Origin of the sequence: Paenibacillus sp. LjRoot56 (genome assembly GCF_964253335.1) — a bacterium.
Taxonomy (GTDB): domain Bacteria; phylum Bacillota; class Bacilli; order Paenibacillales; family NBRC-103111; genus Paenibacillus_E; species Paenibacillus_E allorhizoplanae.
In genome coordinates this window covers 2,725,411-2,742,952 of sequence record NZ_CAXURV020000001.1, presented here as the reverse complement: position 1 = coordinate 2,742,952, position 17,542 = coordinate 2,725,411, and the positions used below count along the sequence as shown (strand labels likewise).

Below are 17,542 nucleotides of genomic sequence, written 5' to 3'. Positions count from 1 at the left end.
AGAGAAGGATCTTGCGTCCTTCCGATCATGAACGTCTCCGAGTTGGATGCTCTTCATAGACATGATGTCGATTTATATATTGTTCGCTATTATAGCCGAAATGCAAATGAAGATCAACACCTATTCGCAAAATTAGGCTTATTGAGACAAACGGCTAGCCAATTCATAAAGTTCCATATTAAAGGTACGTTTCGTGTTAACAACAAGATCGATATCCGTTGCCACAAGCTCACCTTTGATAATACCGCAAGCTTTAGAAGAATCACCCTCCATCAGTTTGCGAACAGCAAAATCGCCTAGACGACTTGCTAAGATGCGGTCATTATGCGTTGGCGCACCACCACGTTGAATATGACCAAGAACGGTCACACGAGGCTCAATCCCGTTCGTTTCCGTGATCTGCTTCGCAATTCCTTCACCAGTTCCTGCTCCTTCAGCTACTAGGATAATACTGTGACGTTTGCCATGGTTGAAGTTATCCTTCATCCGATTAGCAACTTCTGTAACATCCACATCAACCTCTGGCACAATAATGGTTTCAGCACCGCTGGCAAGTCCCGCGTACAGGGCAATTTCACCACAATGACGTCCCATAACTTCGACAACCGATGAACGTTCATGAGATGTCATCGTATCCCGCAGCTTATTAATGGCATCCACAACGATACTTACAGCTGTATCGAATCCAATTGTAAAATCAGTGAATGGGATGTCGTTGTCGATTGTCCCCGGTAGGCCCATCGTTTTGATACCCAATTTGCTAAGCTTGTTCGCTCCTTGATAGGAACCATCTCCACCAATAACAACTAGGCCATCAATTCCGCGTCTACGCAAGTTGTCTGCACCGATTTGCTGTCCTTCAGGTGTCATAAATTCTTTACAACGAGCCGTTTGGAGAATCGTTCCTCCACGCTGAATGATGTCACCTACGCTACGCAAGTCCATTTTGCGAATATCATCGTTAATAAGTCCTTGATATCCACGCTGAACGGCATACACTTCGAGCCCATGGTATAGTGCACTTCGAACAACCGCTCGAACCGCTGCATTCATACCTTGAGAATCTCCTCCACTGGTTAAAACGGCAATTGATTTTACTGCTGACATATTAAATTTCCTCCTTCATAATTCTTGTGAATGACATTCATGATGTCGTACGGATGTACATACTATTTATCCAGAAAAAAAGCCTGGTTAAAGGACTATTTTTCATCAGACGCTTTGAGATTTTTTTCACTTGGTGTTGACTGTTGACCTTAGGGTCAGATAAATAGAGAGCAAGCAAACCTTCGATTATCATACGATGAAATCTCGGATGTTCCAAGAACAAAATTTTACTTCTCGCCTCTTGGACAATGAAAGCGATTCGCTCTACGGTTGTATCTAACGAATCGTAGTAGGTACAAAAATTCAAGTCTCCACCTACAATATCTTCTTCCTGATCAATTAAATAATCAAGCAGAATATGAAGTCCACACACATAAGGAAAATAAGCTTCCCGGATGGATTCTACCTGCTTGTCCGTCAGATCCGGATCACACGCACCCAAAAATAGCATAAACATACCTAATGTTGATCCCGTTGCAGCAGCAAACTCATTCCAATCAATCTGGCGATATTTATGGTGATGATCTTCCCACCATTGATGCAGCTGTGGCTCGCGTAAATCCTTACGAATATGCTTGTACACCTGCAAATCACAGTATAAGCCTACAAACTCTTTGACTTGGTCAGCCACTTTCAAATACGAAGGCATCTGGCTAATAGAAGTCTGGCATTGCTGAACAAGGTCTTGCAGATAGCCGCCGTCTTCTTTCTCATCTCTGAACGCATAGTAATCATGCAGAGGCTTTGCAGGATCAACTGCATCTAGCATAGATTGATGCAATTGTCGAAAGTCCTTCGGGTCCAGCGAGGTGCTGCGATCACATAAATTATCCAAGTAGTCACTGATTGACTGGAATGCGACGATGAGTGGAATAAGCACGTGGCGCATCGATAAATGAGCAGCTGCATACACAGCTCCTCCTTGACAATGAAATTGCTTCGTTGCAATGCTTGCTAGTGCTTGAGTACGAAGCTCTTCATCGGGAATACTCGTAGCTCTACTTTTCCAGAAGCTCAATTGCTCATCGACACCAGGTAAAATATAGCGATATACACAGATCATTAATCGGATGGGCCCTTGCGGAACCTTTGCATGGCTCCTTATTCTACTTTTGTCCAATTGCTTCAAGTAAACTTCCTCCACAACTTTGTTCATAGCAGAATTGAAGTAATAATTGCATTTCAGATCGCTGTATTTGGCGTAACCAACTATCAACTGTAGGATTCTGAACAAGCGATACCTGAATTTCAATCACATCAATAAATACGTATGGATTCCAAACTGGCGATGTTACAAGTACTTCAAGCTTATGTCGAAGTGCTTCATTTTCCAATTCCATGAAGTCTTTGAGCGATAGATTATCTCTTACAAATTGGATTAGATTAGAAAAAATAGGATGATGACCAACGTCGTTAAACCAGTATTTCGCATTACTATAGTCGCCTTCCATCCGATGCATAAGAGCATGCCAGTAACTTCCGGTTGGATTCGTAATTTCCTGCGAGATATCGTGAGATTTATCTAGACTTTCATTTAGAAGAAACAAGCCTGCTTTAATAGCTAACCCATAGGGGAGCTGCTCAGGACTTCCTTCCGTAATCAATGATGTTGAGAGTCCTTCGATCCGTGCATCCATTGCGACGTCCCACTCTTCAATTGGATAAAGCTCAGGGAGATGCTCCAGAAGTGGTTTCGCTATCGTTCCTAGCCAGTTATTCCCATCCTTATTGCTATGCATGCAGTCATTCTCCCTTCATTGACAACCATTAATGGTGGGTTTTTGATTCTAAATCCTGATTAGTTCGGAACCAGAGATGAAGATCATTTATGATTGAAGCCAAGTCAGCAATATCGGAATTCAAACGGCAGGAGGTTACAAAATCGTCTTCCTTATCGAGTTTATTTTGCTTTTCAATGATTTGTGCTTCCAATTTCATAATTCGATCCGGAATAACGCCTCGAATTTGTTCCCACTGTAATAACAGATTTATGCGAACAGCAGCATCATACATTTCCCACTCCAATTCCAAAACGGGAATCTCAATGCCGAGTCTTTCATCATACTGAAAATAGCTGTTCATTCATGTATACCTCCTTGCAGGCAAAACTGGCAGTCTTGTTCAAGAAACATTCTACCTTTAAATGTATCACTTCAAACCTTCGGTTTCCAGTTAAAATTGTATGTCATCCCGATTTCATTTTCTGATATACTTAAGAAATGTTTTGCAAAACGCGAAGGAGTGCGATTTGGATGAATGCTAAGACAGTAAAGGAAACCATCACATGGAAACAGCTCATCTCCTTTTTCCTCCCCCTCGGACTTTCTGCAACGCTTGTAACCCTCTCGCATGTTATTATTAACAGCACCTTGGCTAGGGCTGATAATCCCGAGGTCGTCATCGCCAGCTATGCCATTCCCCTAAGTCTACTAGGACTGACTGAAAGACCCGTTGTATTGCTACGACAAGCCTGCTCGGCACTTGTCAGGGACAGGATTTCCTTCCGTGCCATGGGCGTTGTCAGCTCATACGTTTTTGCCTGTATCATCCTGCTCGGCCTCATACTCTGTTACACACCGGTTGGAGAATGGGTGTTTCTTTATTTTTTCGGCGTAGAACGTGAAATGCTTGCTGCCACATTAAGTGTTTACCGCATCCTTATGTATGTAAGCATCTTCTCTGGCCTGCGTTGTTTGTTTCATGGAATTATCATTTTCAATATGCGTACCAAATGGCTCACCATCGGCATGGGCGTACGGATTATCGCGATGTATTTCTTATCTTTATATTTCATTACAACGGATAATGTCTCCAGCGGTAAAGTAGGTGCCATTATTTTCCTTGTCGGTATGGTCATTGAAGCAACTGTTGCGATTTGGGAGGGGACAAGCTTACTCAAGCATGTGATTCCGGAGAAAGCACCCAATCATCCAATTGAGACGAAACAGCAAATTTTCAGCTTTTACAAACCGCTCTTATATTCATCTGTTATCGCTGTAATTATTGGACCGTCTATTAATGCTATGTTAGGCAAAACAACACATATCCATCTAGCCATCTCTTCTTTTGCGATCGCTGGATCCTTAACACAGTTAGTGATGAGTTTCTTCTCATACATACATCAAATCGTCTTAAATTTCTATCGCAAAGATGCTGTAAGAGTCAAAAAATTCATTCTCCTGCTTAGCTTCATTCCAGGAACTCTAATAGCCATACTGGCTTATACGCCGATTGGCCCTTGGTTTATGACACATGTCATGGGTGTAAATGCGGAACTGAGGCAAGCCAGTCTAAGTGCCATGCGTATTTTCATGATCATGACGATTGTATTCCCATGGCTTGATTATATGAATGGGATTATTATGCTGCGCGGCCAAACAAAAATCATGGTTTTCTCGCAATCTGCGAATGCTACTATTACGGTACTCACTTTATTCGTTGCCATTGCAACGGTTCCTAGCTGGAATGGAGTGATCGGCGCGCTAGCCCAATCGGTGGGCATGTTGGCAGAACTACTTGTCGTCATCTATGTGCTCAAACGAACGAATGATGTGCAACAACCCAGTCAGCCACAAGAAAATATGTAATGAAATGGTGATGATTACGCTTGGCAAATTCAAATGCGATTGATAGAAATGATCGATTGCTTAAAATGTTTACTTTTTCTTTTTTTATGACGATGGGGATTGTTGTGACTTTTTTCCCGCTCTATTTCGATTATAAAGGATATTCTAAGATCCAAATCGGCTTACTCTACGCCATCGGACCATTGATCGGCATTGCAACCAACCTATTATGGGGGTTCCTGAGCGATCGGTTTCAAACCGTCAAGAAAATCATGATTATTCTGATCCTCGGCCAGCTCGTCACAGCCATCTTGGTTTCTACCGCAGGCTGGTTTTCCCTGCTCTATGTTTGTTTGGCAGCGTTTTTCTTCTTCCAACAGCCAGTGAACTCCTTAAATGACAGTCAAGTTATGCTGCATATCCGATCGAGTGGGAAAAGCTATGCCTCCTTCCGCGTATATGGCTCTATTGGCTTCGCAGTGTCAGCTGGCGGTTTCGGTTTAATCCTACGAGCATATGGAACGGGACTTACACCTCTCTTGCTTTTTATAACGATAGGCTGTACATTAATCATTCTTTTTCTGCTGAAAGATACGCGTCAAGGCGGCAAAAAAATGGCTTTTGGCGGTATGGTGAACATTATTCGTTCCAAAAAATTCATTTGGTTCCTTACGCTTGTGATCATCATGTCAGTATCACATCGGTTCAATGATGGCTTCTTAGCCCTGTATATGCGTCAACTCGGTGCTTCTGATTCACTCATCGGATATGCGTGGATGACATCCGCACTCAGCGAGATTCCGGTCTTTTTCTATCTGAGCAAACACGGGCATCGCTTCAAGGAATTACCCTTACTTGCCTTTGCTGGTGTGATTTACGCCTTCCGGTTCGTCATGATGAGTTTCATACATGATCCCATTTGGGTTATCAGCATTCAGCTTCTACACAGCATAACTTTTGGTGTTTTCCTCTTCACCGCGAATCGTTATTTGAGTCAAATTATTCCGGATGAGTACCGGTCCTCAGGTCAAGCCATTTTCGCTGTCGCTTGGTCTAGTATAGCTGGTTTGATAAGCGGCACCGCAGGTGGTTGGATCTATAATGAAGCTGGCGGAAGTACCGTTTATATGATTGCAGCGTGCTTATCGATAACGTCAGCCATAGGCTTTCTGTGCACGTATCTGTTTCAAAGGAATGAGGATGCCCTTCCTAGTCGATGATAAGAGAATGCTTACTTCCTTATAGCCTGAGCATATTGGGAGTAACAGCAGTTGTACTCCTTGTAGTTCTCCCCTATAATAAGGATATAGTCTTAGTACCAAGTAATAAACCAAGATGAATATTATGAGCAGCAAAGGTAGGTACACATTTATTATGATGTATGAAGATTTCAAAACCATCGTTCTTGAACGACGCAGCATTCGCAACTTCACCGAGCAAGCAGTCGCAGTTGAAGATATTCGAGAAATCATCGATTGTGCTCGTTATGCTCCCAGCGATACGAACTCACAAACATGGAAATTTATCGCCATTCGAAATACAGAAAAAATCAAACATATCGAGCAATTGACTTGGGACCAGCTGCATCTCCGTGCCGCGGCTGCTGAGGAGAAAGGGCTATCCAGAGAAGCACGCATGCTGGTGAGATCCTTCGGTCCTTACGCAACAGCCTTCTCGGACGCGCCTGTTCTCATCATTTGTTTGGCGACACCTTATGAATCCAAATTCCGTGATCGCATCTTCGACCCCATTCAATTGGTCGATGATCATGTTTGGGCCGAAGAAGGCATCAAGAGCTCTTGCCTAGCTTCGCAGAATCTTATGCTTGCTGCGCATGCTAGAGGGCTAGCGACATGCCCTATGACAGGCCCTGTCCTGTTAGCACAGGATCAAATCCGAGCTTACCTGGAGATCCCAGCAGAGTATCAAATTAACATGGTCATTTCCCTTGGCTATCCGAAGGATAAACCTGGTAAAATGGCGCGTAAAGAAATTGACGATATTCTTGAAATCATCGACTAATGAAAAGGAGCTGTCCGCGATTGCGGATAGCTCCTTTTCATTAGTTAATCCTTAGAACCAGATGCGAGTGGCGCCCGCTTCACTTTACTTGGCCAGAACACCGCGTCTCCAAGCAGCATTGTGATGGAAGGGACAAGGAACGGCCTAACGATGAAAGTATCCAAGATAACACCGACGGCACAAATGACACCGAACTGCACAAGCACTTGAATCGGCAGTGAAGCTAGAACCGCAAAGGTGCCTGCTAAAATCAAGCCTGCTGAAGTGATAACACTGCTCGTTGAGCTCACGCCTAATCGTATCGCATCCTTCAACTTCAATCGATTTCTTTCCTGCCAAATGCTCGAAATCATGAAAATATTATAATCCTCGCCTAATGCTACAAGGAAAACGAAAGCATACAGAGGTATCAATCCTTGGATCGCGGCAGTATCCATGAAATAATGCAAGATGAGCCACCCGGCACCTAACGCCGAGTAATAGGAAAGCAATACCGTTGCAATCAGATAGACGGTTGCAACAATGGAACGTAAATATATGAGTAATAGGATCGCTATTACGGTGATAACCACAGGGATTACAATTTTCGTATCCCGCTCTACGACGGTTTTGGTGTCATATTGGGTGGCAGTCTCTCCACCTACCCAAACCTGCGGGTTCTGTATACCTGCCTCAATCAACTTTTGTTCCAATGTGCTTCGAATCTCAGGAATTCGATTGATGACATCTAAGTCGTACGGATCTTGCTTAAAAATCAACTCATACGCCTCATAATTAGCGTCCTTCTTACTATCCTCTGGTTTGCTCACCGATTCCACATAAGCTAACTTAGCAAGCGCTCCTTGGACATCTGCCGTCTTCCCTTCCGTATTAACGACCACTTTAACTGGTGCCAGTGATCCCGGTGAAACATGCTCTGATAACAAGCTAAAGCCTTCTCGTGACGGCATTGTGGAAGGGAACGATTCCAAGATATTATAAGTAAACTTAATTTGTGGGGCAAAAGCTGCTAACGCAATAAGAATGATTAGTGAAATTGCGAGCACGCTTTTGGGTCTTTCCGTGACCACTCGCCCAAGGGCAGCATTCATGGCACCAACAGGCTTTTGCTCGCGAATGCGTTTCCCTTTGCGCGCTTCTTTCTCTGCTCGCATTTCTGCTGTCAACGGAATGAATGGGTAGAAAGACACACGTCCAATAATCGCAAGAAGCGCTGGAACAAGTGTTAGACTCGCAACGGCCATAATGAAAATCGCTACGCTAAACGGAATCGCGAACCGATGATTGGAGCCATAATGAGCAAATAGTAAGCCCAGTAATGAAACAATTACGGTGAGTCCACTCATCCCAATCGCACCTGTTGAACCACCGAATGAAACGCGAAGTGCGGTATATTTATTTTCCTCAGCCAATAAGGCTTGTCGATAGCGTGCCACGAAGAAGAGGCAATAATCCGTTCCTGCTCCGAACAATAGGACAGTCATAATCGAGATTGACTGCGCGTCAACCGTGATCCAACCTTGCTTGGCCATGGATCCAAGAATGGGTGAAATAACACCATAAGCAAATCCTACGCCAATCAGTGGAATAATAGCCAGGATCGGGGAGCGATATAGTAAAATGAGAAGAACAAGTACAAGCAGCACCGTTGCTAACAACAGCGTAAAATCTGCTCCTTTGAATAGCGCTGTTGCATCCGTCTGAATGCCTACAGGGCCTGTAATTCGCGCATGCAAACCATCTTCCTCAATTTTAGCTTCAAAGGGGTCAATGCCTAATTGACTTACGGTCATCTCTTCCAGCTTCTTCATACCTTCCTGGAGGATTTCCGTTTCCGTCCCTTCGTTAAACGAAATCGGCAGGACGAGTATCTTGCCATCCTTGGATACCATGCCTTTTAGCGCAGGAGAAGGCATCTGATGCAAAGGGGGCAATCCCTTCTGAGCAGCTAACGGTGAATCCGTGAGCTGCTTCGTAACCTTTTGAACAGCTGCCAAATCTTGATCTGTCAGTCCAGATCCACGATACCAAACAACGAGCGCTGGTACACCCTCATTACTTGGGAATTGTTCTTTCATCAACGCTGCTGCTTCGAGCGACCAGGAATCGGATGGCAGTTGCCTAGCCGCATTATTTTCTTGTGAATTGACGTTAGGTAGAAAGACAGATAAAATGCCTGTAAGCAAAATCCAAACGGCCAATGTTACCCATTTGCTGCGACGACCCGCGACAATACCGCCTATTTTACTGAAAAAAGGATTTTCATGCATGACGTAGCCTCTCTCCTAAAAAATGAAATAGTGTTATAATTAATCTCGTAACAGAATTAATTATATATACTATATAGTTAATTAATCAAGTTTTTATTTAAAATCCTCTCAGGAGTGACTCTTATGGAAAAAAAATCAAAGCCTCTCGGCAGACCACGCGTCTCCCAGGGAGACATGCCTCTCCATCAGAAAATTTTAATGACGGCTATTCCGTTGTTCTTATCCCGGGGCTTCGAGTCCGTCTCTATGGACGATATTGCTAAAGAATGCCAGGTAACGAAAGCATCGGTGTATTACTATTTCCCTTCCAAGTCCGACCTTCTTACTGCCTCCATGATTCAATTGATGGATAACGTAAGACGTGTCACCATTAAACGTTTAAGCGAGCCTGCTCCGCTTCGCGAAAGGCTGCTCGGCATTACAGAGGGACATCTGAAAGCCGTCGATTTCGACCTGCATTCGTTCATGCGCAAGATGGAGGCCACACTTTCCGAGGAGCAAATGAAAGCCATGCGCAAATCCGAACAAGGCATATTGGATGCGCTCGAATCCGAATTCCAGAAGTCGATTGACTCCGGGGAAATCGGTCCAGTCAATCCACGTGTGATTGCACGCGCATATACTTCACTTCTCATGATGGGCCATGCGACGGACGGCGACGGGAATAAAATGTTTCCTCATGAAGGTGAAGCCGCTACGCAAATTATCGACATTCTATGGCATGGCTTATTCCCGCCACAATGATAAAGCAGATTAGGAAGCATCCTTTGTTGTGATATTCGAGCAAACAAAAAAGACAGCCCCGAGCGAACTCGAGAACTGTCTTTATTGCTTGTGCTATGACACTATTTATAAGTAGGGAATCCCAGAGTCTTATAATTTGGTGACGTTAGCTGCTTGAGGACCACGGTTACCTTGAGTAATATCAAACTCAACGGATTGGCCTTCTTCTAATGTTTTGAATCCTTCGCCCTGAATTGCGGAGAAGTGAACGAATACATCGTCGCCTCCATCAACAGAAATAAAACCGTACCCTTTTTCTGCGTTAAACCATTTCACTGTACCCTTCAAATGAACAACCTCCTAAAAATATCGCCATCTATGGCGAATAAGGAAATTATACCATTTGAGTCGTGAAAAATCAACGGAAATTCCGAGGTGGATAAGCTGAAATTTGTTGATGTACCAAGGTTTTCCACTATGCATAGGGCTACTTTTTTATGCTTAAAAATTGATGAGAATTCGGTAGAAAAGGTAGACTAGCTTCTCGTTTTTGAACGGTACATCCAGCCAACACGAACTCGTTGATTAGATCAGGTAGACGCGAATATTCCTCTGTGCGGAAACTCATCAGCGGGTATATTCTTACCTCGCCGCCTGGCTTGCAAACACGAAGCAGCTCACGAACAGCCCCTACATGAAACGCATAATCGAACTGCTCTTCATACAGAAAAAGAAAATGACTGCACATCACGAAATCAAAGCTCTCCGATTCGAATGGTAAAGAAGGTAAAGCAGCCATATGATATCTGGCTGATCCTTCCGTGCTTGAGAAGTCCTCTATAAAACGTTGTAAGGCTTGAATACGTCCTGCCCGATGTTGCTGAACAGATCCGTAAAACGTCCAGTCGTATACGTCAACTAACTTGGCCATCTTCATGGCGACAAGCTCAATCTCTTGCATGCCATGCTCTGAGATAGCACTTGGCGACTTCGCATACAACGGATCAACCGCCTCTGCGTAGATCCCAAGCTGCCTTGCTTCAGATGTAAACGAAGATGCGCCACCAGCGACGTCCAACACTCGTTTTCCAACCAAATCTACCCTCTGCAACATAAACATTTTCTCGTATTCGACATACGATCTTGAGGTCATGGCGACCCCAATTTGCTCATAAACACGCTTCTGTTCCATGCTCATCTCTCCTCGACTCGGCTCCTAACCCCTTCCCTCTGGAAAGGATTAGGAGAATTCTATCACGAGAGATTCCCCTGCGCAACAAGAAAATAACGAAAAAATCGATCCCCCTGTTTGGAAATAGCGGCAATTTATGATACGATTGTTTACATCTATAAGCTTATTACAGAAACGAGGAAAAAAGCCATGTCGCATCAACCCTTCAAAAGACATACGATTTATAAAAAAGATAAATGGAACATGCTGAATGTCGAGGTTCAAGGTACCAAAATCGTTCTAACCGAAATCTCTGATCAATGGGGCGAAGAATGTCATACTTTTATTGGCCGACCTGCCATGCTCCACTGGGCTAACGAGCGCTTTACCAAAGAAAATTTCGATGGTACAGAAGAAGAATTGCAAGCTATTATGGATGCTTTTAAAAACGTGTAAAAAAAAGCGGACTATTTTGAAACGCATCGCATATACTAAACGTATAATCTCATAGTAACACTCCAAAGGGGAGTAGCTGATACAGTAAAGTCGTCAATTCGGATCCTCATCAGATCCCGGCTTTATTGGCAACGACAACGTTGTTAGCAAGACCTTTGCCATGTTCATTGGTGAAGGTCTTTTTTGATGAATTAGAGCCTTCACCGGTCAAACGGTGCTGGGCTCTTTTTGCATCAAAAAAACCTTGAAGGAGTGTGTTCGCGTATGGATTGGTTATCAACGGGCTTTTTCATCTCTTTGCTAAGTATTATTCTGATTGACCTGGTGCTTGCTGGTGATAACGCGATTGTAATTGGGATGGCGGCACGTAATTTGAAAAAGGAAACACAAAAGAAAGTCATTCTCTGGGGCACGGTTGGCGCGATTGTGATTCGAGCTTTGGCCACGCTTGTGGTCGTTACGTTGCTCAAAATACCTGGGCTGCTGTTAGTCGGCGGTATCTTACTTCTATGGATTTCGTATAAGCTTCTCAGCGAAAAGAAAAGTCACGAGGATATGAAAGTGAAGGACACTATGTGGGCAGCAATCCGAACGATCATTATCGCGGATGCGGTCATGGGATTAGATAATGTCATCGCAGTCGCTGGTGCTGCACATGGTAACTTCTTGCTCGTCATTATTGGTCTACTTGTCAGTGTTCCTATCGTGGTCTGGGGTAGCACCTTATTCATTAAATGGATCGAGAAGTATCCTTCGATTATTTATATCGGTGCAGGCGTACTGGCGCTTACCGCTGGAAAGATGATTACCGGAGAAAAGTTCCTTGCCCCGTTCTTCGAATCCAATCCGTTAGGTAAGTGGTTATTCATTGGATTACTCATTGTCCTTGTGCTTGGTGCCGGTAAATGGGCAAAGATGATTGGCTATCAAGTAAGTGTCGGGGATAGCGGGCAATTAACACTTCCCAAAGAGCTTAGTGAAGAGGCACAAATTTCCCCTGAGGATCGTTTCACAGTTAAAATGGATTCTCGCGGCAAGTTTATTTTGGTGAAAGAGGAAGACGATGATTCGAACCAAGATTCCATGCAGCATGCCGGTTGAAAAAGGAGTTTGACCCTGCGTAGCGAAAATTAGTATGATATGGAACAAGTATCATACTCTATAGGAAAAAGGATGATTTTCGATGACCGATTCTGGATCTATACTCACATTTGTAATTGTATCCTTTTGCCTTGCGATCATTTTAATTATGAAAAAAGACAGCCTTCCGGCACAAATGAAACGCTATCTGGCTCTGCTTGCGATAGTTATGGTTTCCATATCCTTCGTTCTGATCTTGCTTAGCTTCTTCCGAGCAGGAACTTGAATTTACTTCCTTCCAGCTTTTTCATATAATGATAATTAAACTTGCAATCGGTCATACTAGGTGAAAACCATGGATTGGGATTTCAGTTAGAACATCCCTCATGGGAATATGCCGGGAGCGTGACCGCAATGCGCCTTCTTTATGTAACAGCTGTAATGGGAATTCTTCTTAGCTCCATCCCCATAGCTGATTTACACGCAAAGGATACCAGCTTACCCAAATCTCAAAACAAGGACAGGAGGGCTCCGATGACTCAATTATTGGAACGCAAGCAAGTACCGGCCGAGCACCGTTGGCAATTGGAGGATTTATTTTCCAATCAGAAGGCTTGGGATCAAGAATTTCAAGAGGTAAAAAGCTCGCTTAGCAAAGTCAGTGCCTTCCAAGGAAAACTTAACGATGCTGCTTCCGTGAAGCAAATTTTCCAATTGGAAGATGAGCTTTCTGTGAAAATGGAAAGATTATATGTTTACGCCAACATGAAGCATCATGAAGATACAGCTGAACCTGTTTATCAGGCTTTATCCGAAAAAGCAAAAAAACTCAGTGTTGAAGTTGGGGAAGCATCTTCCTTCATTTCTCCTGAAATTTTAAGCCTCTCGGACGAAAAGCTTCAGCAGCTTGTGAGCGATCCTTCCTTATCTTTTTATAAAGATACGCTTGAAGAAATGATTCGTCAGAAGCCACATACGTTATCGAAAGAACAAGAAGCACTTCTTGCTCAAGCCGGCACAATGGCAGGGGCGCCAAGTACGATTTTCGGAATGCTGAACAATGCAGACTTGAAATTCCCGAAGGTGAAGAATGAAAAAGGTGAGGAAGTTGAGCTTACCCACGGAAGCTACATTCAGTTCCTAGAGAGCCGTGACCCTGAGGTTCGGAAGAATGCATTCAAAGCGGTTTACGAAACGTACCGCAATAATCGAAATACGATTGGTGCGACACTAAGCGCGAATATCAATAAAAACATTTTCTACGCCAAAGCGCGGCACTACCCTTCTGTTCTTGAATCCACGCTATTTGGTGACAATATCAAAAAAGAAGTGTATACAAACTTAATTTCCACCATTCATGAATCCTTGCCACAGCTGCAACGCTATCTCAAACTCCGTAAAAAGCTGCTCAAGGTCGATGAGTTACATATGTATGACCTGTTTGCACCGCTCGTTGAAGAGTTCAAGATGGATATTACTTATCAGCAAGCTAAAGAAGAAATCAAGAAAAGCTTAGCACCGCTAGGCGAAAATTACTTGAAAATTCTTCAAGACGGCTTCGACAACCACTGGATCGATGTATACGAGAACAAAAATAAACGTAATGGTGCTTATAGCTGGGGTGCTTACGGTACGCATCCTTACGTCCTGTTAAACCATAAAGACAACTTAAACAGCATGTTTACGTTGACACATGAGATGGGTCACGCGATTCATTCCTATTTGTCGGATGAGAACCAAGAGTATCGTTATGCGCAATACACCATTTTCTTAGCAGAGGTTGCTTCGACACTTAATGAGGCTCTTCTCATGGATTACCTGTTAAAACGTGTAACGGATCCGAAGGAAAAAATGTACTTGCTCACGTACTATGCAGATCAATTCCGGACGACAGTATTCCGTCAAACGATGTTTGCTGAGTTCGAAATGATCACGCATGAGAAGGCAGAAGAAGGCGAATCCCTGACACCACAAGAGTTCAGTGAAATCTACTATGGCTTGAATAAGCTGTACCATGGCAATGATATGGTTGTAGATCAAGATATCGAGATGGAATGGGCTCGGATTCCTCACTTCTATAACAGCTTCTATGTTTATAAATATGCGACAGGCTTCTCTGCTGCTACATCATTTGCGAAGCAGATTTTGGACGAAGGCCAGCCAGCGGTTGACCGCTATCTCGGCTTCCTGAAAAGCGGCGGCAGCGACTACTCGTTGAACATTCTTAAGAAGGCTGGGGTGGATATGTCTACACCTGAGCCGATTAAGCAAGCAATGAGCGTATTCAGCTCGTTGTTGGATCAGATGGAAGAGCTAACGAAATAAACGATTCATTGATACATGGGAAGCCCTCTTCATGCAGTTCGTGGGCTGATAGCAAACAAAGAAAAAGGTTGAAAGCAGAGGCTTTCAACCTTTTTCACCACAATAGAAAGTATAAGTTTTCGGTTCCCGAAAACAGCTTTCTATTTGGCGATAAAACCTACCACTAAACGCGGTCGCTCATCATTGAATGGCTTCTTCGATAGAGGTTTTCACACAAACAAGAGAGGATGATGGCTATATGAAGATGCAATGGATTCTAATCAGTGCTTTAGTGTTTGCACTTATAACCGCAGTTTTTGCTGTCGTCAATGTGGAGCCCGTACAAGTAAACTTCATGTTCGTCACGACGTCCACACCTTTGATTCTCGTCATTTTAACCTCAACCTTATTAGGTGGTCTAATTGTTGGCCTCTTCGGCATGGTTCGTCAATATAAGCTGCAGCGTAAAGTTAAACAGTTAGAGAAACAACTTCACGAAGCGCAACTTCCACCTACCGTACCCTCCTCAGTTTCCGACCTAGAACAGAATGAGCCAAGTGTATAGACAAAAACAACCATCAGAGAGGTAAGGTGCTCAGGTAGAAGCATATTACCCCTCCTATTAATGAGGAAGTTGCGTTTACCACATCATTACTCATCCATCTCATACCTCGAATTTGCCTAGCTTTCTGAGTACAATGTTCCTGCTTCTCAATTGTTTTACCGCAAACCTCACAATGAAACATCACCTGCAGCGTCGCCCCGAGCCAAGAGTCAATGAGAGATCCACCTAAGCCGGCAATTGCACCTACCGCAACTAAGAACATGATTGAATTACTTATCCCCTGTGTCTCCCCTATTTGGTTGAAAATGCCCCCCACAAGCCCGATAAACGCTCCGCCAAGCAAGGAAGCTACAATCCCTAAACTTGTAATTCCTCCTGAAGTACCTGCAACAACCCGCTTCCCATTCACGATAGACCGAGGGATCGACTTACTTAGCCCACCAATTTCTGTTGCCCAAGTATCAGCATTCACCGTTGCCATAACACCTATATACATAAACCACCAGACAGGATCTGGCCAGATGGCATTTCCGATACAAAGCAGCAAACCAAGTCCCCCATTGGCGGCAACTTGACCTGCATCTCGTCGTCCACCTTTGGCATAGCCACTTTCTGCTGCGGCCTTACGCTGATGTTTGAGTTTCGAAAGCAAGCTAGAAGAGATGAAGAAGGCGATTAGTGTTCCGAACCACGCTAGACTCCCACACGCATACATCGTAGTTCCTAGCAGCACCGCTGCTATCAGCCCAGTTATAGATAAGGATTTCTTCCAATAGGCAGCACCTGCAATTATTACGCTTCCTATGAATCCAGAGACTACCGGCATAAACAGCATAAATACGTTTCTCCCCGTTCATTTCAATTTCTGAGCACACATTAATTATGTATATTGTATCATATTCTTCCAAGTCTCTTCCTTGTTGCGTTTTGTAAAATTAATTCGACAATTTTCGGTTATTTCTGCAAAATGTTAACCATAAATAGCCTATTTTATGATACTATAAAAGTGATAAGCGATAGGAGGCTGACATGGAGCAAGATCACTTCACTACCAATTCCACTTTCAAAAGAGACCTAGAACCCGAAGACATGCTGCGTGTCATTTTCGACTATGCTTCCAAGATTGCGAACGAACGGCTTCTTGATAACGTACTAATGCTGATGGCAGATATGGGGCGTGAGATGATTGTCTCCGATCGTTGTACCGTCTGGCTGCTCGATACACACAAGAATGAGCTATGGTCTAAAGTGGCTCATGGTCTTGATGAAATCCGGATCCCAAGCTCCGCTGGCCTTGTCGGCTATGCCGTGACGAATGATCAAGCTGTCTTCATACATGATGCTTATACCAATGAGGAATACAAATCTTATTTGCAAAATGGCGCCATCCGTACAGACCAACAAACGGGTTATCGCACAAAAGCCTTAATGGTCATCCCCTTCCGGAATAGTCAAGGTGAGATTATGGGAGCTTATCAAGCCATTAATAAGCTTACAGCGAGCGAGCAATTCTCCGACAAAGATATGGAATATTTAACTTTGGCCTCTTCTTATGCTGGAAAATCATTGGAATCTGCCCTCCTAACGATGGAAATAGAGGAGACACAGAAAGAAATTATTTTCCGAATGGGGGAAATTGGTGAAAGTCGTTCAAAGGAAACGGGCAATCACGTGAAGCGTGTTGCCGAGTATTCTTATTTGCTAGCGCTTGAGTTGGGTATGACTCAAGAAGAAGCTGAGTTATTGAAAATTGCTTCACCCATGCATGATATCGGCAAGGTAGCTATCCCTGATGCGGTTCTCAATAAGCCGGGCAAGCTGACCGAGGACGAGTTCAAACTCATGCAAAATCATACGCTGATCGGATATAACCTGCTTCGAAATTCGACCCGCTATATTCTCAAAACCGCCGCGGTCGTTGCTTATGAGCATCACGAGAAATGGAATGGTCGAGGGTACCCTCGCGGTATTAAAGGTGAAGAGATCCATATTTACGGTCGCATAACGGCTATTGCCGATGTTTTCGATGCCCTTGGCAGTGATCGTGTTTACAAGAAAGCTTGGGAGCTCGATCGTATTCTCCAATTGTTTCAGGAGGAACGCGGAGAGCACTTTGACCCTGATGTGGTTGATGCCTTCTTCAAGCAATTACCTGCTATTCTCCGTGTAAGAGAGCAATACTCGGATGCAGCTTTAGCTAATCAAATTGAAACGAATACATAGAATGCCAATGAAAAGGGCAGTTCTCAGAGGTCTCAGTGACCTTGAAGAACTGCCC

The 17,542-nt window shown here is 43.8% G+C and carries 17 protein-coding genes and 1 pseudogene; 10 read left to right on the top strand and 8 right to left on the bottom strand.

Going from position 1 to position 17,542, the window contains the following annotated elements:
* Window positions 1-138: 138 nt before the first annotated feature.
* From pfkA to ACSQ8O_RS12285, 4 genes are read right to left on the bottom strand one after another with little or no spacing between them, the layout of a single operon-like run.
* Window positions 139-1,107, bottom strand: coding sequence for a 6-phosphofructokinase (gene pfkA, locus ACSQ8O_RS12300; RefSeq protein ID WP_436241793.1), 969 nt, complete (start codon window positions 1,105-1,107; stop codon window positions 139-141).
* Between the two features lie 37 nt (window positions 1,108-1,144).
* A complete protein-coding gene (locus ACSQ8O_RS12295) occupies window positions 1,145-2,170 on the bottom strand; it encodes a tetraprenyl-beta-curcumene synthase family protein (protein WP_436242003.1) in 1,026 nt (341 codons plus the stop codon).
* A 43-nt stretch (window positions 2,171-2,213) separates the two neighbouring features.
* Complete coding sequence (locus ACSQ8O_RS12290) at window positions 2,214-2,846, bottom strand: hypothetical protein (protein WP_436241792.1); 633 nt, start codon at window positions 2,844-2,846, stop codon at window positions 2,214-2,216.
* Window positions 2,847-2,874: 28 nt separating this feature from the next.
* On the bottom strand, window positions 2,875-3,189 hold the full coding sequence (locus tag ACSQ8O_RS12285) for a hypothetical protein (protein WP_056616352.1): 315 nt from the start codon (window positions 3,187-3,189) through the stop codon (window positions 2,875-2,877).
* A gap of 170 nt (window positions 3,190-3,359) precedes the next feature.
* Between ACSQ8O_RS12285 and ACSQ8O_RS12280 the strand changes: the two genes are divergently transcribed.
* The 3 genes from ACSQ8O_RS12280 (at window position 3,360) to ACSQ8O_RS12270 (ending at window position 6,695) form a co-directional block, all read left to right on the top strand.
* Window positions 3,360-4,694 (top strand): multi antimicrobial extrusion protein MatE, encoded by a 1,335-nt coding sequence (locus tag ACSQ8O_RS12280; protein WP_436241791.1) that lies wholly within the window; start codon window positions 3,360-3,362, stop codon window positions 4,692-4,694.
* A gap of 20 nt (window positions 4,695-4,714) precedes the next feature.
* Complete coding sequence (locus ACSQ8O_RS12275) at window positions 4,715-5,893, top strand: MFS transporter (protein ID WP_436241790.1); 1,179 nt, start codon at window positions 4,715-4,717, stop codon at window positions 5,891-5,893.
* A gap of 154 nt (window positions 5,894-6,047) precedes the next feature.
* Window positions 6,048-6,695, top strand: coding sequence for a nitroreductase family protein (locus ACSQ8O_RS12270; RefSeq protein ID WP_436242002.1), 648 nt, complete (start codon window positions 6,048-6,050; stop codon window positions 6,693-6,695).
* A 44-nt stretch (window positions 6,696-6,739) separates the two neighbouring features.
* Here the strand turns inward: ACSQ8O_RS12270 and ACSQ8O_RS12265 are convergent, their stop codons facing one another.
* On the bottom strand, window positions 6,740-8,965 hold the full coding sequence (locus ACSQ8O_RS12265; RefSeq protein ID WP_436241789.1) for an MMPL family transporter: 2,226 nt from the start codon (window positions 8,963-8,965) through the stop codon (window positions 6,740-6,742).
* Window positions 8,966-9,088: 123 nt separating this feature from the next.
* Between ACSQ8O_RS12265 and ACSQ8O_RS12260 the strand changes: the two genes are divergently transcribed.
* On the top strand, window positions 9,089-9,709 hold the full coding sequence (locus ACSQ8O_RS12260) for a TetR/AcrR family transcriptional regulator (RefSeq protein ID WP_436241788.1): 621 nt from the start codon (window positions 9,089-9,091) through the stop codon (window positions 9,707-9,709).
* A 129-nt stretch (window positions 9,710-9,838) separates the two neighbouring features.
* Here the strand turns inward: ACSQ8O_RS12260 and ACSQ8O_RS12255 are convergent, their stop codons facing one another.
* Both ACSQ8O_RS12255 and ACSQ8O_RS12250 read right to left on the bottom strand, forming a co-directional pair.
* A complete protein-coding gene (locus tag ACSQ8O_RS12255) occupies window positions 9,839-10,036 on the bottom strand; it encodes a cold shock domain-containing protein (RefSeq protein ID WP_028556542.1) in 198 nt (65 codons plus the stop codon).
* A 139-nt stretch (window positions 10,037-10,175) separates the two neighbouring features.
* A complete protein-coding gene (locus tag ACSQ8O_RS12250) occupies window positions 10,176-10,880 on the bottom strand; it encodes a methyltransferase domain-containing protein (RefSeq protein WP_436241787.1) in 705 nt (234 codons plus the stop codon).
* Window positions 10,881-11,069: 189 nt separating this feature from the next.
* On the opposite strand from ACSQ8O_RS12250, the gene ACSQ8O_RS12245 reads away from it, so the two are divergent.
* The 5 genes and pseudogenes from ACSQ8O_RS12245 to ACSQ8O_RS12225 all read left to right on the top strand — a co-directional run.
* The gene (locus ACSQ8O_RS12245) at window positions 11,070-11,315 is read left to right on the top strand and encodes a hypothetical protein (RefSeq protein WP_056616367.1); all 246 of its coding nucleotides are present in this window, start codon (window positions 11,070-11,072) and stop codon (window positions 11,313-11,315) included.
* Between the two features lie 264 nt (window positions 11,316-11,579).
* The gene (locus ACSQ8O_RS12240; protein ID WP_436241786.1) at window positions 11,580-12,416 is read left to right on the top strand and encodes a TerC family protein; all 837 of its coding nucleotides are present in this window, start codon (window positions 11,580-11,582) and stop codon (window positions 12,414-12,416) included.
* An 82-nt stretch (window positions 12,417-12,498) separates the two neighbouring features.
* The gene (locus tag ACSQ8O_RS12235; RefSeq protein WP_028556538.1) at window positions 12,499-12,681 is read left to right on the top strand and encodes a hypothetical protein; all 183 of its coding nucleotides are present in this window, start codon (window positions 12,499-12,501) and stop codon (window positions 12,679-12,681) included.
* Between the two features lie 248 nt (window positions 12,682-12,929).
* A complete protein-coding gene (gene pepF, locus ACSQ8O_RS12230; RefSeq protein ID WP_436241785.1) occupies window positions 12,930-14,720 on the top strand; it encodes an oligoendopeptidase F in 1,791 nt (596 codons plus the stop codon).
* A 238-nt stretch (window positions 14,721-14,958) separates the two neighbouring features.
* Window positions 14,959-15,204, top strand: a pseudogene (locus tag ACSQ8O_RS12225) (LapA family protein); the annotation flags it as partial.
* 73 nt (window positions 15,205-15,277) lie between these two features.
* Here ACSQ8O_RS12225 and ACSQ8O_RS12220 read toward each other — a convergent pair.
* Window positions 15,278-16,090, bottom strand: a complete 813-nt coding sequence (locus ACSQ8O_RS12220; RefSeq protein ID WP_436242001.1) for a DUF92 domain-containing protein — start codon at window positions 16,088-16,090, stop codon at window positions 15,278-15,280.
* Window positions 16,091-16,293: 203 nt separating this feature from the next.
* Here ACSQ8O_RS12220 and ACSQ8O_RS12215 point away from each other — a divergent pair, with 203 nt between their 5' ends.
* The gene (locus tag ACSQ8O_RS12215) at window positions 16,294-17,487 is read left to right on the top strand and encodes an HD domain-containing phosphohydrolase (protein ID WP_436241784.1); all 1,194 of its coding nucleotides are present in this window, start codon (window positions 16,294-16,296) and stop codon (window positions 17,485-17,487) included.
* Window positions 17,488-17,542: the final 55 nt, after the last annotated feature.